This is a genomic window from Pseudomonas sp. SWRI18 (genome assembly GCF_014268345.1).
Taxonomy (GTDB): domain Bacteria; phylum Pseudomonadota; class Gammaproteobacteria; order Pseudomonadales; family Pseudomonadaceae; genus Aquipseudomonas; species Aquipseudomonas cedrina.
This window is the reverse complement of sequence record NZ_JACCQQ010000005.1, coordinates 86,253-107,700: the sequence shown is the minus strand read 5'-3', so window position 1 is coordinate 107,700 and position 21,448 is coordinate 86,253. Positions and strand designations below refer to the sequence as shown.

At 61.8% G+C, this 21,448-nt stretch carries 19 protein-coding genes; 12 read left to right on the top strand and 7 right to left on the bottom strand.

Annotation, left to right across the window (positions count from 1 at the left end; translation table 11 throughout):
- Positions 1-38 precede the first annotated feature (38 nt).
- The 7 genes from H0Z09_RS08080 (at position 39) to H0Z09_RS08050 (ending at position 9,234) form a co-directional block, all read left to right on the top strand.
- A complete protein-coding gene (locus H0Z09_RS08080; protein ID WP_186689447.1) occupies positions 39-1,403 on the top strand; it encodes an APC family permease in 1,365 nt (454 codons plus the stop codon).
- 9 nt (positions 1,404-1,412) lie between these two features.
- Entirely contained in the window at positions 1,413-2,516 is a 1,104-nt protein-coding gene (locus H0Z09_RS08075; RefSeq protein WP_186689446.1) for a P1 family peptidase, read from the top strand.
- 368 nt (positions 2,517-2,884) lie between these two features.
- A complete protein-coding gene (locus H0Z09_RS08070; protein WP_186689444.1) occupies positions 2,885-4,318 on the top strand; it encodes a serralysin family metalloprotease in 1,434 nt (477 codons plus the stop codon).
- 47 nt (positions 4,319-4,365) lie between these two features.
- Entirely contained in the window at positions 4,366-4,734 is a 369-nt protein-coding gene (locus tag H0Z09_RS08065) for a protease inhibitor Inh/omp19 family protein (protein ID WP_186689441.1), read from the top strand.
- Between the two features lie 101 nt (positions 4,735-4,835).
- On the top strand, positions 4,836-6,587 hold the full coding sequence (locus tag H0Z09_RS08060) for a type I secretion system permease/ATPase (protein WP_186689439.1): 1,752 nt from the start codon (positions 4,836-4,838) through the stop codon (positions 6,585-6,587).
- Entirely contained in the window at positions 6,584-7,897 is a 1,314-nt protein-coding gene (locus H0Z09_RS08055) for an HlyD family type I secretion periplasmic adaptor subunit (RefSeq protein ID WP_186689438.1), read from the top strand. Before H0Z09_RS08060 ends, H0Z09_RS08055 begins: the two co-directional genes overlap by 4 nt.
- Positions 7,898-7,899: 2 nt before the next feature.
- Complete coding sequence (locus H0Z09_RS08050) at positions 7,900-9,234, top strand: TolC family outer membrane protein (RefSeq protein ID WP_186689436.1); 1,335 nt, start codon at positions 7,900-7,902, stop codon at positions 9,232-9,234.
- A 172-nt stretch (positions 9,235-9,406) separates the two neighbouring features.
- Here the strand turns inward: H0Z09_RS08050 and H0Z09_RS08045 are convergent, their stop codons facing one another.
- The gene (locus H0Z09_RS08045) at positions 9,407-9,631 is read right to left on the bottom strand and encodes a YgdI/YgdR family lipoprotein (RefSeq protein WP_076954842.1); all 225 of its coding nucleotides are present in this window, start codon (positions 9,629-9,631) and stop codon (positions 9,407-9,409) included.
- A gap of 185 nt (positions 9,632-9,816) precedes the next feature.
- On the opposite strand from H0Z09_RS08045, the gene H0Z09_RS08040 reads away from it, so the two are divergent.
- Together H0Z09_RS08040 and H0Z09_RS08035 are read left to right on the top strand one after the other, a co-directional pair.
- On the top strand, positions 9,817-11,463 hold the full coding sequence (locus H0Z09_RS08040) for a VRR-NUC domain-containing protein (protein WP_186689435.1): 1,647 nt from the start codon (positions 9,817-9,819) through the stop codon (positions 11,461-11,463).
- Positions 11,460-13,772 (top strand): ATP-dependent DNA helicase, encoded by a 2,313-nt coding sequence (locus H0Z09_RS08035; protein ID WP_186689433.1) that lies wholly within the window; start codon positions 11,460-11,462, stop codon positions 13,770-13,772. The genes H0Z09_RS08040 and H0Z09_RS08035 overlap by 4 nt, the downstream gene beginning before the upstream one ends.
- Positions 13,773-13,825: 53 nt before the next feature.
- Here H0Z09_RS08035 and H0Z09_RS08030 read toward each other — a convergent pair whose 3' ends face one another.
- Both H0Z09_RS08030 and H0Z09_RS08025 read right to left on the bottom strand, forming a co-directional pair.
- Positions 13,826-14,776, bottom strand: coding sequence for an alpha-E domain-containing protein (locus H0Z09_RS08030; RefSeq protein WP_186689431.1), 951 nt, complete (start codon positions 14,774-14,776; stop codon positions 13,826-13,828).
- Between the two features lie 2 nt (positions 14,777-14,778).
- Positions 14,779-16,188, bottom strand: a complete 1,410-nt coding sequence (locus H0Z09_RS08025; RefSeq protein ID WP_186689429.1) for a circularly permuted type 2 ATP-grasp protein — start codon at positions 16,186-16,188, stop codon at positions 14,779-14,781.
- Between the two features lie 504 nt (positions 16,189-16,692).
- On the opposite strand from H0Z09_RS08025, the gene H0Z09_RS08020 reads away from it, so the two are divergent.
- The 3 genes from H0Z09_RS08020 (at position 16,693) to H0Z09_RS27480 (ending at position 17,656) form a co-directional block, all read left to right on the top strand.
- Positions 16,693-17,238: a hypothetical protein gene (locus H0Z09_RS08020; protein ID WP_076954836.1), complete on the top strand. Its 546-nt coding sequence runs from the start codon at positions 16,693-16,695 to the stop codon at positions 17,236-17,238.
- An 80-nt stretch (positions 17,239-17,318) separates the two neighbouring features.
- Positions 17,319-17,510: a hypothetical protein gene (locus tag H0Z09_RS08015; protein WP_076954835.1), complete on the top strand. Its 192-nt coding sequence runs from the start codon at positions 17,319-17,321 to the stop codon at positions 17,508-17,510.
- A gap of 11 nt (positions 17,511-17,521) precedes the next feature.
- On the top strand, positions 17,522-17,656 hold the full coding sequence (locus H0Z09_RS27480; protein ID WP_003191171.1) for a hypothetical protein: 135 nt from the start codon (positions 17,522-17,524) through the stop codon (positions 17,654-17,656).
- On the opposite strand, the gene H0Z09_RS08010 is transcribed toward H0Z09_RS27480, so the two are convergent.
- The 4 genes from H0Z09_RS08010 to H0Z09_RS07995 all read right to left on the bottom strand — a co-directional run bounded on the left by H0Z09_RS08010 (position 17,647) and on the right by H0Z09_RS07995 (position 21,334).
- Complete coding sequence (locus H0Z09_RS08010) at positions 17,647-17,994, bottom strand: helix-turn-helix transcriptional regulator (RefSeq protein ID WP_186689427.1); 348 nt, start codon at positions 17,992-17,994, stop codon at positions 17,647-17,649. The two genes, H0Z09_RS27480 and H0Z09_RS08010, sit on opposite strands and share 10 nt — an antisense overlap.
- Positions 17,995-18,398: 404 nt before the next feature.
- The gene (locus H0Z09_RS08005) at positions 18,399-19,619 is read right to left on the bottom strand and encodes an EAL domain-containing response regulator (RefSeq protein ID WP_186689425.1); all 1,221 of its coding nucleotides are present in this window, start codon (positions 19,617-19,619) and stop codon (positions 18,399-18,401) included.
- A gap of 9 nt (positions 19,620-19,628) precedes the next feature.
- Positions 19,629-20,009, bottom strand: coding sequence for a response regulator (locus tag H0Z09_RS08000; RefSeq protein ID WP_186689423.1), 381 nt, complete (start codon positions 20,007-20,009; stop codon positions 19,629-19,631).
- Positions 19,994-21,334, bottom strand: a complete 1,341-nt coding sequence (locus tag H0Z09_RS07995) for an ATP-binding protein (RefSeq protein WP_186689421.1) — start codon at positions 21,332-21,334, stop codon at positions 19,994-19,996. The genes H0Z09_RS08000 and H0Z09_RS07995 overlap by 16 nt, the downstream gene beginning before the upstream one ends.
- Positions 21,335-21,448 lie beyond the last annotated feature (114 nt).

Below are 21,448 nucleotides of genomic sequence, written 5' to 3'. Positions count from 1 at the left end.
TCTGCCTCATACCAAGAACAACGACAGAGGATAACGATATGAGCACTTCCCCCACGCCCGACGGCGTGCTGAAACCCACCCTGAGCGTCTTCGATGTGGTCGCCATTACCGTGTCGGCGGTGACGCCGGCCAGTTCCGTGTTCGTGATCGCGCCCTTTGCCATCCAGCAGGCCGGCAGCGGCGTGTTCCTGGCGTTTGTAATGGCTGGCTTGCTCGCGCTGATGTTCGCCTTTTGCTATGCCGAACTGGGCCGCGCCCATAACAGCGCCGGTGGTGAGTATGTATACGCCAAGCGCGTGTTCGGTGGCATGGCGGGCTATGCGACGTTCTTGACCGTGCTGGTGATGTTGCTGTTCATTCCGCCGGTGCTCGCCACCGGCGCGGCCAAATACCTGAACAACGCCCTCGGCACAGGATTCGACTCACAGACCGTCGCGCTGGTGATTGTGGTGGGCAGTTACGCCCTGGGCATCCTCAATATCAAACTCAATGCCTGGATCACCGGCACTTGCCTGCTGTTGGAAGTCGCTGCGCTGCTGGTGATCGTGGTGATCGGCTTCGGCAACCCGGTGCAGCCGGCCAGCGTACTGTTCCAACCGCAGATAGTGGAAAACGGCGTGCTGCACCTGGCGCCCTGGGCCCTGGTGATCGGCGCGGTGGGCATTGGCCTGTTTTCCTATAACGGCTACGGCCCGGCGGTGTTGCTGGCCGAGGACATGAAATGCGGCGGCAGGGGCGTGCACAAGGCGGTGCTGTGGTCCTTGGGGCTGGTGGTGATCATCGAGCTGGTGCCGATCACCGCGCTGCTGATCGGCGCGCCGTCCCTGAGCGAGATGATCAGTAGCCCGGACCCCATCGGCTATCTGTTGAGCAGCCATGGCAGTGAAACCCTGTCGCGGCTGGTCAGCGCAGGGATCTTCCTGTCAGTGTTCAATGCCATCGTCGCCATCGTGATCCAGATCGGCCGCGTCGTATTCAGCAGCGGGCGCGATGCGCTGTGGACGCCGGGCATCAACAAACTGTTCACGCGCATCCACCCGCGTTGGGATTCGCCCTGGTTGGCGACGTTGTTCCTGGCGATTCCTTCGGCGCTGCTGAGTTTCAGCTCCAACCTGGCCGAACTGACGTCGTTCAGCGTGTTGCTGATCATGCTGGTGTACCTGGTGGTCGCGTTAAGCGCGTTGATGAGCCGTGTGCTGCTGCGCGAACGCGAGCATCCGTATCGCATGCCGCTGTGGCCGCTGCCGGCATTGCTTGCGGTGCTCGGCGCGGGCTATCTATTGGTCACCCTGGTGGCGGCAGCCTCGACCCGCGACATCATGATCATCACCGGTTTGCTGGCGCTGTCGGTGATTCTGTATTGCATCAGTGGCCGGTTGAGTCCGGTCTTCCAGAAACTGTAAGGAGGGGCTATGCGCGCACGTCAATTGGGCATCACGTTGGGGCTGGGCACGCCCGGCGAGTGGAACGCCATCACCGATGTGCCTGGGGTACGGGTCGGCCACAGCACGCTCAAGACGCGTATCGATGGCAAACACGTGCGTACCGGCGTCAGCGTGATCCAGCCGCGCGCCGGGGAGGCACGGCAGCAGCCGTGTTTCGCCGGTTACCACGTGCTCAACGGCAATGGCGATGCCACGGGCCTGGAGTGGATCAGCGAAGCCGGACTATTGACCACACCACTGGCCATCACCAACACCCACAGCATCGGCATCGTGCGCGACAGCCTGATCGCCCTGGAGCGCGAGCGCCTGGCGGACCCGGCCGTGTACTGGTGCATGCCGGTGGTGATGGAAACCTATGACGGCCTGCTCAACGATATCTGGGGCCAGCACGTGGGGCCTGCACATGTGCGCGAAGCCGTCGACAACGCCGAAACCGGCCCGGTGCAGGAAGGCGCAGTGGGCGGCGGCACCGGAATGATCTGCCATGAGTTCAAGGGAGGCATCGGTACGGCATCGCGCAGATTGCCGGCGGAGCAGGGTGGCTGGACCGTCGGCGTGCTGGTGCAGGCCAACCATGGCAAGCGCGAAGAATTGCGGGTGGATGGCTACCCGGTGGGCCGCCGGCTCACGGGTATCCCTTCGCCGTTTGCCGAGCGCGGCACGCCGGGGATGGGTTCGATCGTGGTGGTCCTCGCCACGGATGCGCCGCTGTTGCCGCACCAATGCCAGCGCCTGGCACAACGTGCGTCCATTGGCATCGCCCGTACCGGCGGCGGCACGGAAGACTCCAGCGGCGACCTGTTCCTGGCGTTCGCCACCGGCAACCAGGACCTGCCCCCCGCCGACTACGGGCGCAAAGGCCTGCCGTTGAGCAGCGCGTTGCAGATGGTCAACAACGACCATATCTCGCCTCTGTTCAGCGCCGCGGCCGAGGCGGTGGAGGAGGCGATCATCAACGCGCTCCTGGCGGGGGAGGACATGAGCACCGATGACGGCGTGCAAGTACCCGGCCTGACCGGTGATTCGCTGGTGCATGCATTGCATGACACGGGCTGGCGGATGTGGCGGTAGTGCAGAAAACGTTGAGGGCTTAGTTGAAATAGTGGCTGTTTAATGTTGCCAATGCCACTGTGGCAATATATTGGATCCATTTATCAAGTGCGCCGCTCAAGTTGAGCGGATTTAGCGCTATTTAATATTTAAATAAGAGCTGCTTGTTTTTTGTCGGACAAAATCCCAAGACGCCAATAAATACGGTGGAAAGCCTGCGCTAGTTGCCCGATCACGACGTGTTCACCGTGGAAATAGAAGTAGACGAACGATTTAAACTTGTGTCAGTTTCATGACGCCTTCAAAAGAGGCGAGTGATAGGACGATCTCGCCCGCGGGGTTCCTATCGATCAAAAAACTGAAGCATTTGCACACAAGGAAGTACGTTTATGTCAAAAGTAAAAGACAAGGCTATCGTGTCGGCGGCGCAAGCCAGCACCGCTTACTCGCAAATCGATAGCTTCAGCCATCAGTATGACCGGGGCGGCAACCTCACGGTCAATGGCAAACCCTCCTACACCGTTGACCAGGCAGCCACCCAGCTGCTGCGCGACGGCGCCGCGTACCGCGACTTTGACGGCAACGGCAAGATCGACCTGACCTACACCTTCCTGACCTCGGCCTCCTCGAGCACCTTGAACAAGCATGGTATCTCGGGCTTCAGCCAGTTCAACGCGCAGCAGAAAGCACAGGCCGTACTGGCCATGCAATCCTGGGCGGACGTGGCCAAGGTCACCTTCACCGAGAAAGCCACCGGCGGCGACGGCCACATGACCTTCGGCAACTACAGCAGCGGCCAGGACGGCGCGGCGGCCTTCGCCTACCTGCCCGGCACCGGCGCAGGCTACGACGGCACCTCGTGGTACCTGACCAACAACAGCTACACGCCGAACAAGACTCCGGACCTGAACAATTATGGCCGGCAGACCCTGACCCACGAAATCGGCCACACCCTGGGCCTGGCCCACCCCGGCGACTACAACGCCGGCGAAGGCGCCCCAAGCTACAACGACGCGACCTATGGACAGGACACGCGCGGCTACAGCCTCATGAGCTACTGGAGCGAGAGCAACACCAACCAGAACTTCAGCAAAGGCGGGGTCGAAGCCTATGCCTCCGGCCCATTGATCGACGACATTGCCGCGATCCAGAAGCTCTACGGCGCCAACTACAACACCCGCGCGGGCGATACCACCTACGGCTTCAACTCCAACACCGGGCGTGATTTCCTCAGCGCCAGCTCCAATGCCGACAAACTGGTGTTCTCGGTATGGGACGGTGGTGGCAACGACACCCTGGACTTCTCCGGCTTCACTCAAAACCAGAAAATCAACCTCAATGAAACCGCGTTCTCCGACGTGGGCGGCCTGGTGGGCAACGTGTCCATCGCCAAGGGCGTCACGGTCGAGAACGCGTTCGGTGGCGCGGGCAGCGACCTGATCATCGGTAACAACACAGCCAACCTGATCAAGGGTGGGGCCGGCAGCGACCTGCTCTACGGTGGCGGTGGCGCCGACCAACTGTGGGGTGGCGCGGGCAGCGACACCTTTGTGTTCGGGGCCAGTTCCGATTCCAGGCCAGGGGCGGCGGACAAGATCTTTGACTTCACCTCAGGTTCCGACAAGATCGACCTCAGCGGCATCACCAAAGGCGCCGGCCTGACCTTCGTCAATGCGTTTACCGGGCATGCCGGCGACGCGGTGCTGAGTTACGCGGCAGGCACCAACCTGGGTACCCTGGCGGTAGACTTCTCCGGGCAAGGGGTGGCGGACTTCCTCGTCACCACCGTCGGCCAGGCAGCGGTCAGCGACATCGTCGCGTGAGACAAGGGCGCGGCGTTTCGACGCCGCGCCTACGATGGAGCATGAAGATGCAGCGTTTTTTCAAAGTGATCACCTGCGCGTTGCAGGTGATGTTCGTGTCGGCAGGAGCCCACGCAATGGCGAGCAGTCTTGTATTACCCACCACGGCCCAATTGGCCGGGCATTGGCAGTTGCACCAGCAGGATCAGATGTGCGCCCTTGATCTGCTTGAGCCGGCCAACGCCTTGGGCGGCGACGTGGCCTGTGCCGAACAATGGCTGGGAGAAAAACCCCTTTCCTGGTCGCCCACACCGGACGGCATCTGGCTGTTCAATGCACAAGGCAGTGGCATCACGCACTTGAACCGCCAGAAGAACGGTGACTACCACGCGCGCACCCCATCCGGTGCTGTCGTTGAATTAAAACGGATGCCTTAGTTGCCGTTATAAGCTTATTACCCAACTTTATTAGTTGCCGGCCTTTAACAAGGGCTCGGGCAGCTTATGCGTGCATTTCGGTTCAAGGAAGATCAAAACATATGACCAAGCCCACTGCCGCTGTGCCTTTATTCAAGGCCTTGGGTGAATACAAGCGTCTATTGATCAGTGTTGGCTGCTTCACTGCCCTGATTAACCTGCTGATGCTGGTGCCGTCGATTTACATGCTGCAAGTGTATGACCGCGTGCTGTCCTCCCAGAACGAAACGACCCTGGTGATGTTGACCCTGATGGTCGTGGGATTCTTTGTGTTTATTGGCACCCTGGAAGCGATCCGCAGTTTTATCGTGATCCGTATCGGCAGCCAGTTGGAGCGGCGTTTCAACCTGCGCGTGTACAAGGCCGCGTTCGAACGCAACCTGCAATGTGGGCAGGGCCATGCCGGGCAATCCCTGGGCGACCTGACCCATATTCGCCAATTCATCACGGGGCCGGCGCTGTTCGCGTTTTTCGATGCGCCGTGGTTTCCCATCTACCTGTTCGTGATTTTCCTATTCAACGTGTGGCTTGGCGTGCTGGCCACGGCCGGGGCGCTGCTGTTGATCGGCCTGGCCTGCCTCAACGAATACCTGACCAAAACGCCCTTGGGTGAGGCCGGCGCGTTCTCACAGCAATCGACCCAGTTGGCCACCAGCCACTTGCACAACGCCGAGACTATCCAGGCCATGGGCATGCTCGGGGCGTTGCGCGAACGCTGGTTTGCGGTGCATGCGCGGTTCCTGGGGCTGCAGAACCAGGCCAGTGATACCGGCTCGGTAATGACCTCATTGAGCAAATCCTTGCGCCTGTGCCTGCAATCCCTGGTACTGGGCCTGGGCGCGTGGCTGGTGATCCGCGGCGATATGACCGCCGGGATGATGATCGCCGGTTCCATCCTGATGGGCCGGGTACTCAGCCCCATCGACCAGCTGATTGCGGTGTGGAAACAATGGAGCTCGGCCAAGCTGGCGTATCAGCGCCTGAATGAATTGCTGCGCGAGTTTCCTGCGCAAGTCGAGCAGATGAAGCTGCCGGCACCCAACGGCCAGATCAGCTTCGAACAGGTCAGTGCGGGCCCGCCGGGGCGGCGCCTGGCGACCTTGCATCAGCTCAGCTTCAACCTCGGCGCTGGCGAAGTGCTCGGCGTACTCGGCGCCTCGGGTTCCGGCAAGTCCACCCTGGCCCGAGTGCTGGTCGGCGTATGGCCGACCCTGGCCGGCACGGTGCGTCTGGACGGCGCGGACATCCACCGCTGGGACCGCGACGACCTCGGCCCACATATCGGCTACCTGCCCCAGGACATCGAACTGTTCAGCGGCAGCATCGCCGACAACATTGCGCGTTTTCGTGAGGCCGACCCCGAGCGCGTGGTCAAGGCCGCCCAGCAGGCCGGCGTGCATGAGCTGATCCTGCGCTTGCCCCAGGGCTACGACACCGTATTGGGCGACAACGGCGCCGGCCTGTCCGGCGGCCAGAAGCAGCGAGTGGCCCTTGCCCGTGCGCTGTATGGCGGCCCGCGGTTGATTGTGCTGGATGAGCCCAACTCCAACCTCGACACCGTCGGCGAAGCCGCGCTGGCCAGTGCCATCGTGCAGATGAAAGCCCAGGGCAGCAGTGTGGTACTGGTCACCCATCGGTCCTCGGCGCTGGCCCAGGCGGACAAATTGCTGGTGCTCAACGAAGGGCACCTGCAGGCATTCGGGCCAAGCCAGGAGGTGCTGCGCGCGTTGTCCGGCCAGCAGGAAGCGCCGAAGGAAAAGCCCGGCGTCAGTTTCAGTCGTCAGTACCAAGCCGCAAGGAATCCAGGCGCATGAGCAGCCTCACTGTTGAACCAGGTTTCAAAGAGCACGATGCACGTTTTTTTGTGCGCATGGGTTGGTTGCTGACCGTGGTCGGTGCCGGTGGGTTTTTCCTGTGGGCCAGCCTGGCGCCGCTGGACCAGGGCATCCCGGTGCAGGGCACGGTGGTGGTGTCCGGCAAGCGCAAGGCCGTGCAAACCCTTGGCCCCGGCGTGGTCAGCCGTATTCTGGTGCGCGAGGGCGAGCGGGTGCAGCAAGGCCAGCCGCTGTTTCGCCTCGACCAGACCCAGAACCAGGCCGACGTGCACTCGCTGCAAGCCCAGTACCGCATGGCCTGGGCCAGCGTGGCGCGCTGGCAGAGCGAGCGGGACAACCAAACCAGCGTTACCTTCCCGGCCGAGCTGAGCGCCAACCCCGATCCGGCCCTGGCGCTGGTACTCGAAGGCCAGCGCCAACTGTTCAGCAGCCGCCGCGAAGCCTTTGCCCGCGAGCAGGCGGGTATCCGCGCGAATATCGACGGCGCCACGGCGCAGCTCAACGGCATGCGCCGCGCCCGCAGCGACCTGACCGCCCAGGCGCAATCCCTGCGCGACCAATTGAGCAACCTGCAACCGCTGGCCGACAACGGCTATATCCCGCGCAACCGGCTGATGGAGTACCAGCGCCAGTTGTCCCAGGTGCAGCAGGACCTGGCGCAGAACACCGGCGAAAGCGGCCGGGTAGAGCAGGGCATCCTGGAGTCGCGGCTCAAGTTGCAGCAGCACCGCGAGGAATATCAGAAGGAGGTGCGCAGCCAGTTGGCCGACGCGCAACTGCGCAGCCTGACCCTGGAACAGCAGCTCACCTCCGCCGGGTTCGACTTGCAGCACAGCGAAATCAACGCGCCGGCCGATGGCATTGCGGTCAACCTCGGTGTACACACCGAAGGCGCCGTGGTGCGCGCGGGCGAAACCCTGCTGGAAATCGTGCCCCAGGACACGCGCCTGGAAGTCGAAGGGCACCTGCCGGTGCATCTGGTGGACAAGGTCGGCACACACCTGCCGGTCGACATCCTCTTCACCGCCTTCAACCAGAGCCGCACCCCGCGGGTACCGGGCGAGGTCAGCCTGGTCTCCGCCGACCAGATGCTCGACGAGAAAACCGGCGCGCCGTACTACGTGCTGCGCACCACGGTCAGTGACGCCGACCTGGAGAAACTCCACGGTCTGGTGATCAGGCCCGGCATGCCCGCCGAAATATTCGTGCGCACCGGCGAACGCTCGCTGCTCAATTACCTGTTCAAGCCGCTGCTCGATCGCGCCGGCTCCGCGTTGACCGAGCAATGAGCATGAAGCCAGTGTTCCTCGCCTTGCTGTTCAGTTGTGCCAGTGCCCAGGCGGCCATGGGCCCTTTCGACGTGTACGAGCAAGCCCTGCGCAACGATCCGGTATTCCTGGGCGCCATCAAGGAACGCGACGCCGGCCTGGAAAACCGTACCATCGGCCGCGCCGGCCTGCTGCCCAAGCTTTCCTACAACTACAACAAGGGCCGCAACAACTCCGAGGCGCACTTGCCGGACGGGCGCGGCGGCAGCTATCGCGACGACCGCAACTACAACAGCTACGGCTCCACCTTCAGTCTGCAACAGCCATTGTTCGACTACGAAGCCTATGCCAACTACCGCAAAGGGGTGGCCCAGGCGCTGTTTGCCGATGAGAGCTTTCGCGATAAGAGCCAGGCGCTGCTGGTGCGGGTGCTGACCTATTACACCCAGGCGCTGTTCGCCCAGGACCAGATCGACATCGCCCGCGCCAAGAAGAAGGCCTTTGAGCAGCAATTCCAGCAGAACCGGCATTTGTTCCAGCAGGGCGAGGGCACCCGTACCGATATCCTCGAGGCCGAGTCGCGTTATGAGCTGGCCACCGCCGAAGAGATCCAGGCACTGGATGAGCAGGACGCTTCGTTAAGAGAGCTGGGCGCGCTGATCGGCGTGCAGAGCGTCAATATCCACGACCTGGCACCGCTCAACCAGGGCTTTGCCGCGTTCACGCTGAGCCCGGCCAACTACGACAGTTGGCATGAGTTGGCGATCAGCAGTAACCCCACGCTCGCCTCCCAGCGCCAGGCCTTGGAAGTGGCGCGCTATGAAGTGGAGCGCAACCGCGCCGGGCATTTGCCCAAGGTCACGGCGTACGCCAGTTCGCGCCAGCAGGAATCCGACAGCGGTAATACCTACAACCAGCGCTATGACACCAACACCATTGGCGTGGAGGTGAGCGTGCCGCTGTATGCCGGTGGCGGCATCTCGGCCGCCACCCGCCAGGCCAGCCGCGCGATGGAGCAGGCCGAGTACGAACTGGAGGGCAAGACCCGCGAGACCCTGATTGAGCTGCGTCGCCAGTTCAGTGCCTGCCTGTCCGGCGTGAGCAAGTTGCGCGCTTACCAGAAAGCCCTGGCCTCAGCCGAAGCGCTGGTGGTGTCGACCCGGCAAAGCATCCTGGGCGGCGAGCGGGTCAACCTCGATGCGCTGAATGCCGAACAGCAGCTGTACAGCACCCGTCGCGACCTGGCCCAGGCCCGTTACGACTACCTGATGGCCTGGACCAAGTTGCATTACTACGCGGGCAATCTGCGCGATACCGACTTGGCCAAGGTAGACGAGGCATTCGGACCGCGTTTGTAGTGAGCGGGCTTGTCGAATCGTCGCACCGCCCGCGCTGGGCTGCGAAGCAGCCCCAACCCAGGCGATACGGTTTTATCTGTAACTGGGCGGTGACTGTATTAGGGCCGCTTCGCGCCCCAGCGCGGGCGGTGCGACGATTCGACAAGCCCGCTCACTACAGGGATGGATATGCTTAGTCTTCCTTGCGGACGGTGGCCACATCATCGGCCTTGACGCGGATGCGTTTGCCGGCGATGTCGGTGAATTCATAGAAACCGTCGACGGTTTTGGTTTTTGGCGAGTCCTTGGTCAAATACTGTGTGCCGTTTTGCAGCGTCACTACGGTTTGCGTCGCGCAACCGGCCAATAGCAGAACAGTGAGTGCAACCAGTGGCAGCCCCAGATTCTTCATGTTCATAACCTTTACCTTAACCTTGAAAGTCCCACGCCAGAGGCTGCGGGGGAACAAATGTTACGCCATTGATTCCCCATCTGATCACTTTTATGCAAAAAGTTGCAGGCGCCATTTATCTATTACCGATTGCAACCTGGCATGCGCAACGGCACTCTGTATGCATAACCAGTATTTGATCGCTGCACGCCATGGCCAATCCCCTCGACGACCCGCTCTATTACCTGCATAACTTCAGCCAGGTCCTGCATTGGCTGGGGCAACGCTATGCGGATCTGCTCGACCCGCAAGAAGCGCATTTCATTCAGCAATTTGACAGGTTGCCCCAAGCCTCACAGGCACTGTTGGTGCGAATGGTGATGCGCAAGGGTGCGCATTTTCGTGCAAGCAAACTCAACTACCAGGAAATCGGCTGCCCCCACGCCGCCGCCGTACCGTTGCAGGCCCTGGGTTGGGTTGACGCCCAGTGTCTGCTGACTTTTGAAGCGCTGTTCGCCTTGCTGCAAAAAAGCGAGCTTCTCGGCGTGTTCAAGCCCTGGATCGAGCAGCCCAAGGGTAAGAAAGCCGATTGGCTGGAAGGCTTGGCGACGCAATTCACCGACAGCCGCAGCTTTGCCGGTTGGTGCCCCGACCTTGCTGATGCCTTGTACAGCCTCACGGTGATGGAGCTGTGCGATCGCCTGCGCCTGATGTTTTTCGGCAATTTGCACCAGGATTGGTCGGAGTTCGTGCTGGCTGACCTTGGCATCCACACCTACGAAAAAGTCGAGTTCTGCGCGCAATCCCGTGGCCTGCGCAGCCGTGAGGACGTGCATGGCTTTGTATTTCTGCATCAGTGCCAGCAGGCCTTTGAAACCGGTGAAGCGCTGGAGGACGTCCTGGCCCGGATCGCCACCCTGAATACCGATAATCCTTGGCTGGAAAACCGCCGGGCCAAGCTGTTGTTCCAGGTGGGTCAGTATTGCGAGCGCACCGCCGAATTGGCGTTGGCGCAACGGATTTATCGCAACTGCGCCTACCCGGGCGCCCGCTCGCGACTGATCCGCGTGCTCGAACGCCAGGAGGATTACGCCCAGGCCATGGCCTTGGTGTACACCGCGCAACAGGCGCCGGAAAGCGCCGCCGAGCAGCAGCACCTGCTGCGCGTATTGCCTCGCCTGCGCCGCAAGTTGGGCGAACCGGCCGTGCCCCGGGCCAAGCCACGGCCCGTTACGCGCCTGGACCTGGACCTGGCGTTGCCCGAGCCGCTGATGTCGGTGGAGTACTGCGTGCAGGCTCACCTCAGCGAACCCGATGCGCCGGTGCACTATGTGGAAAACGGCCTGATCAATTCGCTGTTCGGCCTGCTGTGCTGGGATGCGATCTTTGCGCCGTTGCCGGGGGCGTTTTTCCACCCGTTCCAACGGGGGCCGGTGGACCTGCACAGTGAAGACTTCCACTCGCGTCGCGCGCCGCTGTTCGCCGCGTGTTTCGAGCAATTGCAGGACGAGCGCTACAAAGCCACCATCCGCCGGCGCTACGACGAAAAGTGGGGGATCCAGTCGCCATTCGTGTTCTGGAGCCTGCTCAATCAAGAACTGCTGGATCAGGCGTTGGCCTGCCTGCCCGCCGACCATCTGCGCTATTGGTTCGAGCGGCTGCTGCTGGATATCCGCGCTAACCGCGCCGGCATGCCCGACCTGATCCAGTTCTGGCCAGCGCAGAAGACCTACCGCATGATCGAGGTCAAGGGCCCTGGCGATCGCCTGCAAGACAACCAGCTGCGCTGGCTGGAGTTCTGCGGCGAATACCAGATGCCGGTAACGGTCTGCTATGTGCGCTGGGCGCAGTCCCTTTGAGCTACAGCGTTGCCGTGCGTGCATTGTGCGAGTTCACGGCCAAGGTCGGCGACCTGGACCTGCGCTTTACCCCGTCCCCCAGCGCGCAGGAGGGCATTGTCGGCCACCGCACTGTCGCCTCGCGGCGCAGCGCGCATTACCAGAGTGAGGTCGCGCTTGAAGGCCAATACCAGCAACTCAAGGTTCGGGGCAGGGCGGACGGTTATGACCCCGACGCCAATCGCCTTGAAGAAGTAAAAACCTATCGCGGCGATCTCGACGCCCAGCCGGCCAACCATCGGCAACTGCATTGGGCTCAGGTCAAAGTGTACGGCTGGCTGCTGTGCCGCAAACTCGGCCTGCTGGAGATCGACCTGGCGCTGGTGTACTTCGATATCGTCGGTGAAGGCGAGACGCTGCTGAACCAGCGTTTTCAAGCCGCCGAACTCGAGCAGTTCTTCAACCAGCAATGCGCGCTGTTCCTGGGCTGGGCCCGGCAGGAAATGCAGCACCGCGAAGCGCGCAACAATAGCGCGCAAACCCTGGCGTTTCCCCATGCCGGTTTCCGTCCCGGCCAGCGCTCGCTCGCCGAATCGGTGTACAAGGCCGTCAGCACCGGGCGCTGCCTGATGGCCCAGGCGCCAACCGGGATCGGCAAGACCATCGGCACAATTTTTCCGCTGCTCAAGGCCCTCGCGCCCCAGCAACTGGACAAGCTGTTCTTCCTGACCGCCAAGACGCCCGGTCGCAAACTCGCCCTGGACGCCGCGCAGGTGCTGTATACCGCCAGCCCCGGCTTGCAACTGCGCGTGCTGGAGCTGGTGGCACGGGACAAAGCCTGCGAACACCCGGACAAAGCCTGCCACGGCGATGCCTGCCCCTTGGCCAAGGGTTTCTACGACCGGTTGCCCGCCGCGCGCGTCGCCGCGTCCAAGGTGCGCCTGCTCGACCAGCGCAACCTGCGCGATGTGGCCCTGGCCCATGACGTGTGCCCTTACTACCTGAGCCAGGAAATGGCGCGCTGGGCCGACCTGGTGATCGCCGACTACAACTACTACTTCGATTTTGGCGCCATGCTGTTCGGCCTGGCCCAGCTCAACCAGTGGCGCGCGGCAGTGCTGGTGGACGAGGCGCATAACCTGGTCGAACGCGCCCGTTCGATGTACAGCGCCAGCCTCGACCAGTACAGCCTCAAGACCCTGCGCGACACCGCGCCCGAACCCCTGAAGAAACCCTTGCAGCGCCTCAACCGTGAGTGGAACGCGCTGCACAAGGACCAGCTCGCGCCCTACCAGGCCTATGCCGCGCGGCCTGAAAAACTATTGCAGGCCCTGAGCCTGTGCGCCAGCGCCATGGGCGAGTATTTCAATGACCATCCCGAAACCCTGAGTGGCGACCTGCAGGCGTTCTATTTCGAGGTACTGCAATTCGCCAAGGTCGCCGAGCTGTTCAACGAACACTTCATTTTCGATATCAGCAAGCGTCAGCTCCTGGGCAAACGCAGCAGCTCGATCCTGTGCCTGCGCAATGTGGTGCCCGCCGAATTCATCCGCCCACGGCTGGCCGCCGCCCGCAGCAGCACGCTGTTTTCGGCGACCCTGAGCCCTCGTCACTACTACGCCGACTTGCTCGGGCTGCCGGCGGATACAGCCTGGATCGACGTGGAGTCGCCGTTCAAGGCGCAGCAGTTGCAGGTGCGCATCGTCGATGCAATCTCCACGCGCTTCGTCCATCGGCACGCCTCGCTGGAGCCGATCGTCGAGTTGATCGCCCGCCAGTACGCCCAACAGCCCGGCAACTACCTGGCGTTTTTCTCAAGTTTTGATTACCTGCAGCAAGTGGCCCGGCTGTTGGCCGAGAAACACCCGCAGATCGCGTTATGGCAACAGTCACGCGGCATGGCCGAGGCCGAGCGCCAAGCCTTTCTCGATCAATTCACCGAGCATAGCCAGGGCATCGGTTTTGCCGTGCTGGGCGGCGCGTTCGGTGAAGGCATCGATTTGCCGGGCGCCCGTTTGATCGGGGCCTTTATTGCGACGCTGGGCTTGCCGCAACTGAACCCGGTCAACGAGCAGATGAAACTGCGCATGGCCGCGATCTTCGGCGCCGGTTACGACTACACCTATCTGTATCCCGGGCTGCAGAAAGTGGTGCAGGCGGCGGGCAGGGTGATCCGCAGCCAGCAGGACCACGGTGTGGTGATGCTGATCGACGATCGGTTCGGCGAGGCGCGGGTGCGCCAGTTGTTGCCACGCTGGTGGGCACCCACTGTCTGTGGGAGCGGGCTTGCTCGCGAAGGCGGTGTGTCAGTCAAAGATGTATTCATCTGAACCACAGCATTCGCGAGCAAGCCCGCTCCCACAGTTTTAATCCGAGATGTGTTTCAGACCACTTCCAGGTACGAGCTGTGAATCGCTTGCGCCAGTTCGCGCACAGTGTCGATGAATTCGGTGAGGCGGCTGTGCAGCCCGTCCTCCAGAATCTCATCGATACCGGTGTACCTCAGCCGTGCCTCGAACTCCGCCGCCAGCCGCTGGGCCGTGCGCCCGTAACTGCCGGGCAAATCGGCGAGGATGTAGCTCAACTCCTCGATGCAGGCGTGCAACGAGCGCGGCACATCGCTGCGCAACAGCAGCAGCTCGGACACCGAGCGTGCATTCAGCGCATTCGGATACAGCTCCGTATACGCCTCGAACGAGGACAGCGCACGGAGCAGGGCGCTCCACTGGTAATACCCGCGCGCCGACAAGTCGCTGACCTCTTCGGACTCTTCGCCAAACATCTCGTAGCGCGCATCCAGCAGGCGCAAGGTGTTGTCCGCGCGTTCGACAAAGGTACCCAGGCGAATAAACCGGTAGGCGTCATTGCGCATGATGGTCCCCGACGTAGCGCCGCGGAACAGATGCGAGCGCTGCTTGACCCAATCGCAGAAATGGCTGATGCCATGCCGCGCCAGGCCGCCGGCGGCGATGCTGCGCATCTCCAACCAGGTGGCGTTGAGGTTTTCCCACATGTCGGCGGTGATGCGCCCGCGCACCGCATGGGCGTTGCCGCGTGCGGCGCGCAGGCAGTTGTAGATGCTGGCCGGGTTTTCCTCGTCAAGAGCGAAGAAGTGCAGCATGCGCTCGGCATCCAACTGTGTGTGACGCTCGAGGTAGCTCTCCAGGGTGCCGCTGCTGAGCAACGACATGGCCAGTTCATCCAGGCCATCGCTACGCCCGGCCTGGGGCATCAGCGACAGGGAGTAACTGACTTCGAGCATGCGTGCCAGGTTCTCGGCGCGCTCCAGGTAACGGGACATCCAGTACAAATCCGCGGCGGTTCTACTCAACATACTCAGCCCTCCACCACCCAGGTATCCTTGGTTCCGCCGCCTTGCGACGAGTTGACGATCAACGAGCCTTCCTTCAATGCCACGCGGGTCAGGCCGCCGGGCACAAGGCGGGTTTCCTTGCCCGAGAGCACAAAGGGACGCAGGTCGATATGCCGAGGGGCGATGCCGTTTTCGACAAAGGTGGGGCACGTGGACAGGCTCAGCGTGGGCTGGGCGATGTAGGCGTGAGGCCTGGCCTTGATGCGTTGGCGGAAGTCCTCGATTTCGGCGGCGCTGGCGGCCGGGCCGACCAGCATGCCGTAGCCACCGGAGCCCTGGGTTTCCTTGACTACCAGCTCCGGCAGGTTGGCCAGTACGTGGGACAACTCATCGGGGTTGCGGCATTGGAAGGTCGGCACGTTCTGCAGTATCGGTTCTTCATCCAGGTAGAAACGGATCATGTGTGGCACATAGGGGTAGATCGACTTGTCATCGGCCACGCCGGTGCCGATGGCGTTGGCCAGCACCACGTTGCCGGCGCAGTAGGCGGCCACCAGGCCGGGCACGCCAAGCATGGAATCGGGGTTGAAGGCACTGGGGTCGAGGAAGGCGTCGTCGATGCGCCGATAAATCACGTCCACCGGTTTGGGACCGTCGGTGGTACGCATGAACACCTTGAGGTCGTGCACGAACAGGTCGGCGCCTTCCACCAGTTCCACGCCCATTTCCCGGGCCAGGAACGCGTGCTCGAAAAACGCACTGTTAAAGCGCCCAGGCGTCAGCACCACCACATTCGGGTTGTCCAGGCGGCTGGAGCTCTTCAAGGTCTTGAGCAGCAGGTTGGGGTAGTGATCCACCGGCGCGATGCGCTGTTTGGCGAACACCTCGGGGAACAGGCGCATCATCATCTTGCGGTCCTCGAGCATGTAGCTTACGCCGCTGGGGGTACGCAGGTTGTCCTCGAGCACGTAGTAGGTGCCGTCGCCATCACGCACCAGGTCCACGCCGGAAATATGCGAATAGATGCCCCGGTGCAGGTCCAGGCCGACCATGGCCTTCTGATAGCCCTCGTTGCCCAGCACCTGTTCTGCCGGAATGATCCCGGCCTTGATAATGCGCTGGTCGTGGTAGATGTCGGCCAGGAACATGTTCAGGGCGTTGACGCGCTGGATGCAGCCGCGTTCGATCAGGCTCCACTCACTGGCGGGGATGCTGCGGGGGATGATGTCGAAGGGGATCAGGCGCTCGGTGTCGTGTTCATCGCCATACAGCGTGAAGGTGATCCCGGCGCGGTGGAACAGCAAATCGGCTTCACGGCGACGCTGGGCCAGCAGTTCCGGCGGCGTATTCGCCAGCCAGCGGGAGAAATCCTGATAATGCGCACGACACGCGCCGTCTGCATCATTCATTTCATCAAAGAAAGATCGAGCCATTCCAGTACCTTGTCAGTGCCGAGCAGAGCAGGGGGGTGGCACTGCCGTTTCAAAAAACGCATTTTTTATGAGCCCGTGGCTGAGGGTGCCAATGGGCCTGGTCCTTACTTTCTTGTGAGGTCGGCTCTGGGTCGTGGGGTAACGAATGCTCCTGTTTTCGGCCAGATGAATGGATAAAGCAATGCCTGTGCCGAGTTCCCTTCGAAGCGGACGATTTAACCTGCGACAAAAGAACATGTTGTAGCGAGCGGGCTTGTTGTGGCGAGCGGGCTTGCCCCGCGCTGGGCTGCGCAGCGGCCCCAATATGATCACCACAGTGTGTCAGGTACACTGCGTTGGCAGGTTTGGGGCGGCTTCGCCACCCGACGCGGGGCAAGCCCGCTCGCCACAACAAGCTTGCCCGTCATAGGGGCAGCGCACGCCCCAATCAGGTGCACGAACAAACTTGAACTTCGCCCACGGCCCAATCTTCTAATGGGCCTCGAACCCGCGTGGAGTAGCGACGTGCCCAGAATCATTTCACCCGACACCCCGGAATCGAGCCTGACCGATCACAGCGAACACAACGCCAAGATCTTCGGCTCGCCCAAGGATCGCCTTGACTTCTACCGGCGCGAGATCCAATACGAAACCTCGATCCTGGCCAACCGCACCGATGCCTACCTGACGGCGCAGTCGTTCCTGGTGATCGCCTTTGTCTCCGGCATGGGTAACCTGAACCCCGAGTGGGGCAAATTGTTTACCCTGGTGGTCCCGCTTTTTCTGGCGCTGCTGGGCATTCTCAGCTCCCTGAACGCCTGGCCAGGGATTCGCGCGGCCTATGACATCATTGACCACTGGCATTTCAAGCAGAGCGAACTGTTGCGCAGCGAACCAGTGATGGGTATGGCCTACGATGAATCGCCGCTGTTTTCCGAAGTGGAGTCGACCCACAAGGGTTACCGCAAATCCTTGCTTTTTTCCGTGCGCACGCCCTGGATCTTCATGGTGTTCTGGATCTTGCTCGCCGCGTATGCGGTGTACATTCAGTTCGACAATCCGGGCTCGTAAGCAATTGGAACTTCAGCGCCTCGCGCGCGACCTTAGATTTACGCAGGCTGCATTTTCCCGACACTGCGAAGAGGTGACCCATGAATACCAGCCACGATCCCCAGGCCAGCGGTCGCAACGAACCGGCACCCGCTACCGCCGCCGACGCGCCCAAAGACCCGGTCCCGGCCAAAGACCCCACGGCCAAGGAAAACGACTACAGCCCGGACTTCAAGAGTGAGCCTGAGCCCAAGACGCAAACCGATGCCGATATCGATACCCAAGGCGGTTAGAGGAGACGGTCATGTCAAAAGAACTGGATGAAGAGCTCAACGACCCAGGCAATGAAGACCCGGGTTCGTTGATGGATGACGCAGAAGTCCCGTTGAACGATCTGGACGAAGCGGCAGACGTCGGCAACACCGAAAATCAGGATTGATCCGGCGGCGGGCCAGAGGGGGCGCTGAGCTTGAACAACAGTTCATGCTCAGGCAGTGGGTCCAACGATACCTCCTGGCCCAGCACACGGTTGTCGATCAAGGTCTGGGCCTGCTCGCGGCTGATATTGACCACCGTGGCGCGCTTGCCGGTAATCACGTACACCACGTCCACGCCATGCGCAGCCAGCGCCGCCAGATAATCCGCGCGGGGCAGGTCTTCGCCTTGTTCGTATCCATGCTGCTCGCGCGCAGTCACGCCGCCGGCCTGCGCCAGGTACTGCTGCGAATAGCCCAGGCGTTGGCGTTCTTCCTGCAATCGTTGGCCTATCTTTTTCATGAGCTGGCTCGTGCGGTGAGTATTGCCTGTTTGAAACCCTGGCGCAGCGCAGGATTCAATTTTTTGCAGGCTCAGTGCGATGAACAACCTTACCCATTCAAGGTGATTCATGTGGGAGCTGGCTTGACTGCGATAGCATCGCCGTGGTGAAACTGATACACCGCATCGCAGCGTAGGTATCTACACATTTTGTAGTGAGCGGGCTTGTCCCGCGCTTGGTGGCGAAGCCGCCCCAATGAAAGACACCGCAGTGTTCCAGATAAAACCAAGTCGCCTGGGGGCCGCTTCGCAGCCCAGCGCGGGACAAGCCCGCTCACTACAGGGAGATTTGTCAGCCTCTGAAAGTTGTGTAGATACCTATGCACATCGCAGGCGAGCCAGCTCCCACACAAGCCAGCGCCGGTTTACAGGCGCTCCAGCAACAGACGCTTCAAGGTGTCCACCGGCAACGGCCGGCTGAACAGGTAGCCCTGAATCTGATCGCAGCCGGCCTCTTTCAGGAACGCCAACTGCGCCTGGGTTTCCACGCCTTCGGCCACCACTCGCAGGTTGAGGCTGTGGGCCAGTTCGATGATGGTGCGGGTGATCGCCGCATCCTGAGGGTTGGTGGTGACTTCGCGGATAAACGCGATGTCGATCTTCAATGTATCGATGGGAAACCGGCGCAGGTACGCCAGGCTCGAATAGCCGGTGCCAAAGTCGTCAATCGAGATCTTCACGCCCATGGCGTGCAGGCGCTGCAGGCTGGCGATGGTGTGCTGGGTGTTTTCCATCAGCGAGCCTTCGGTCAACTCGACCTCCAGCAAGTCGGGCGCCACGCCGGTTTGCGCGAGGATACGTGCGATATCGGCAATCAGGTCGCCTTCGATCAGTTGGTGGCCGGAGACGTTGACCGAGACTTCCACGGGGCCAATGTCACCGCTTTGCCATTCGGCGATCTGTTGGCAGACCGTGTCGATGACCCAGCGTCCCACGGGCACGATCAGGCCAAGGCTTTCCAGTATCGGCACAAACACGGCCGGAGACACCGCGCCATAGTTAGGCCGCTCCCAGCGCAGCAGTGCTTCCAGGGCGCAGATGCGGCCGCTGGCAACCTCGACCTTGGGCTGGTAGTGCACGCTGAACTCACTGCGCTCGACGGCCTGGCGCAACGCGTTTTCCAGGTCCTGGCGAGCCAGGTCATGCACGTTCATGCCGGTTTGCCGTGACGCCGGGTCAGGCGTATTGCCGGCCAGATCGCCGCGCGCCTTGAGCCGCAGCAGGTTACGCACGCGCAACCATAGCTCGACCCGTTCCACCGGCTTGCTGATGAACTCCTCGGCACCGGTTTCAAGCCCACTCACCCGTGCGCTCGATTCACTGAGCGCCGACAGCATGATGATCGGTATGCCCGCCGTGGCTTCATCGCCTTTGAGCCGGCTGGCCACTTCGTAGCCGTCCATGCCCGACATCATCACGTCCAGCAGGATCAGGTCCGGTGGCTGTTTCGCCACGCTCTGCAGGGCTTCTTCACCGCTGCCGGCGCTCAGGGTCAGGTAGCCTTCGTGTTGCAGCAGCGTTTCCAGGAGCTTGCGCACCTGGGGGTCATCATCAACGATCAACAACGTTGCGGGTTGGCTGGCCATGGAGCGGACTCACGTGAGGGGTCTGTCGGGCTGCAGCAAGGTGTCGATCACCTCGTACAGCTCCTTGTAACGCAGCGGCTTGATGATGTAGGCGTCGCACCCGGCCAGCCGGGTTTTTTCGCGGTCTTCTTTCATCGCCATGGCCGTCAGGGCGATCACCGGGATGTGCGCGGTCAGCGGGTCTTGCTTGAGCAGTGCGGTGGCGGCCAGGCCGTCCATGCCGGGCAACTGGATATCCATGAGGATCAGCGCCGGTTGCTGTGCGCGGGCCAGGGTCAGGCCGGTCTCGGCATCGGCTGCCCACAACACCGTGTGCCCGGCATTGACCAGCAACAAACGCGCCAGGCGCATGTTGGCTGCATTGTCTTCGACGATCAGGATCTCGGCCATGGGGCCTCCGGGGCGCGATGCAGCGGCAACCACACGACAAACCGCGCGCCGCAACCTTCGCGGCTGGCCACCGCGACACTGCCGCCGTGCAGGTCGGTCAGTTGCTTGACCATTGCCAGCCCCAGGCCCGTGCCTTCAAATTTGCGCGCCAGGCTGCTGTCGATCTGGCTGAACGCCTTGAACAGCTTGCCCATGTCGTCTTCGGCGATGCCTATGCCGGTGTCGCTGACGCTCAGTTCGAGGAATTGTTGATGCACACTCGCCGGCAAGGCGAAGTTGTATACCGGCCAGTCGCCGGGAATCTGCCCGACCTGCTCGCGCGCTACCTGGCGCACCGTCAACGTCACCGAGCTGCCGTGTTCGCTGAACTTGACGGCGTTGGCCAGCAGGTTGTAGACGATCTGCTTGGTCTTGCGCAGGTCGAGTGCCAGATGGCCGAGGTCTTCAGGGCTTTGCAGCTTCAACTGGATGCTCTGCAACGCCGCCTTTTCGCGCACGATCAGCAGGCTGTTGGCCAACAGGCCCGCCAGCTCGACGCTTTCCAGCTCCAGTTCCATCATCCCGGCCTCGACCTTGGACAGGTCGAGGATGTCGTTGATCAGCGACAGCAAGTGCTGGCCACTGGTGAAGATGTCGCCGATGTATTCACGCTGGGTCTCGCTCATCTCGCCGACCAACCCGTCCTTGAGCGCCTCGGAAAAGCCGATCACCGCGTTCAGCGGCGTGCGCAATTCGTGGGACATGGTGGCGAGAAACTCGGACTTCATGTGGCTGGCGTGCTCCAGCTCCAGATTCTTTTCTTCCAGGGCGCGTTCGAACCCTTTGCGTTCGGCTTCTTCCTGCTTGCGCGCGGTGTTGTCGGTACCGATCAGCAGGTAGCCGATGATGGTGTCGTGGCGGTTGCGCAACGCCGTCACCGAGACCATGGCCGACAGGCGACTGCCGTCCTTGCGGATATAGGTCAACTCGTAGATGTCTTCGATCCCCCGCGAGGCCTTGAACACCAGCGCTTCAAAGCCCGGCGTGATCGGCGTGTCGAGCTCCTGGCTCAGGGCGGCGGCGCGGGTAACCAGTTCGATGGGGTCGGAGATGTCGGCAGGGGTGATGCGGTTGACCACATCGGCGGCGGCATAGCCCAGCATGCGTTCGGCGCCGACGTTGAAGATCTGGATCACGCCTTTTTCGTCGGTGGCGATGCTGGAGAAGTAGGCGCTGTTGAAGATCGCGTCTTGCAGGGCGCCGGTCTTGAGCAGGGTTTTCTGGCGCTTGAACTCGACGATTTTTTCCGCGCGCGATTGCGGTTGTTCGGGTAGCGGTGTGTCCATCGCTTCGTCCTTCCATGATATTCAGACCCGCCATCGTTACCTGCGATGACGCAGAGCACGCTCACTGAAGATCGCCTGGCGACAACGAGTATGAGATGACGTGCGTGGACAATA

What these genes read in the sequence shown, in the direction of transcription:
- H0Z09_RS08010 (WP_186689427.1), bottom strand. Translation starts at nt 17,994, where the DNA reads ATGAAAAAGATAGGCCAACGATTGCAGGAAGAACGCCAACGCCTGGGC.
- H0Z09_RS08060 (WP_186689439.1), top strand. Translation starts at nt 4,836, where the DNA reads ATGACCAAGCCCACTGCCGCTGTGCCTTTATTCAAGGCCTTGGGTGAA.
- H0Z09_RS08000 (WP_186689423.1), bottom strand. Translation starts at nt 20,009, where the DNA reads ATGGCCGAGATCCTGATCGTCGAAGACAATGCAGCCAACATGCGCCTG.
- H0Z09_RS08030 (WP_186689431.1), bottom strand. Translation starts at nt 14,776, where the DNA reads ATGTTGAGTAGAACCGCCGCGGATTTGTACTGGATGTCCCGTTACCTG.
- H0Z09_RS08050 (WP_186689436.1), top strand. Translation starts at nt 7,900, where the DNA reads ATGAAGCCAGTGTTCCTCGCCTTGCTGTTCAGTTGTGCCAGTGCCCAG.
- H0Z09_RS08025 (WP_186689429.1), bottom strand. Translation starts at nt 16,188, where the DNA reads ATGGCTCGATCTTTCTTTGATGAAATGAATGATGCAGACGGCGCGTGT.
- H0Z09_RS08005 (WP_186689425.1), bottom strand. Translation starts at nt 19,619, where the DNA reads ATGGCCAGCCAACCCGCAACGTTGTTGATCGTTGATGATGACCCCCAG.
- H0Z09_RS08075 (WP_186689446.1), top strand. Translation starts at nt 1,413, where the DNA reads ATGCGCGCACGTCAATTGGGCATCACGTTGGGGCTGGGCACGCCCGGC.
- H0Z09_RS08015 (WP_076954835.1), top strand. Translation starts at nt 17,319, where the DNA reads ATGAATACCAGCCACGATCCCCAGGCCAGCGGTCGCAACGAACCGGCA.
- H0Z09_RS08065 (WP_186689441.1), top strand. Translation starts at nt 4,366, where the DNA reads ATGCAGCGTTTTTTCAAAGTGATCACCTGCGCGTTGCAGGTGATGTTC.
- H0Z09_RS08055 (WP_186689438.1), top strand. Translation starts at nt 6,584, where the DNA reads ATGAGCAGCCTCACTGTTGAACCAGGTTTCAAAGAGCACGATGCACGT.
- H0Z09_RS08045 (WP_076954842.1), bottom strand. Translation starts at nt 9,631, where the DNA reads ATGAACATGAAGAATCTGGGGCTGCCACTGGTTGCACTCACTGTTCTG.
- H0Z09_RS08080 (WP_186689447.1), top strand. Translation starts at nt 39, where the DNA reads ATGAGCACTTCCCCCACGCCCGACGGCGTGCTGAAACCCACCCTGAGC.
- H0Z09_RS08040 (WP_186689435.1), top strand. Translation starts at nt 9,817, where the DNA reads ATGGCCAATCCCCTCGACGACCCGCTCTATTACCTGCATAACTTCAGC.
- H0Z09_RS08070 (WP_186689444.1), top strand. Translation starts at nt 2,885, where the DNA reads ATGTCAAAAGTAAAAGACAAGGCTATCGTGTCGGCGGCGCAAGCCAGC.
- H0Z09_RS07995 (WP_186689421.1), bottom strand. Translation starts at nt 21,334, where the DNA reads ATGGACACACCGCTACCCGAACAACCGCAATCGCGCGCGGAAAAAATC.
- H0Z09_RS27480 (WP_003191171.1), top strand. Translation starts at nt 17,522, where the DNA reads ATGTCAAAAGAACTGGATGAAGAGCTCAACGACCCAGGCAATGAAGAC.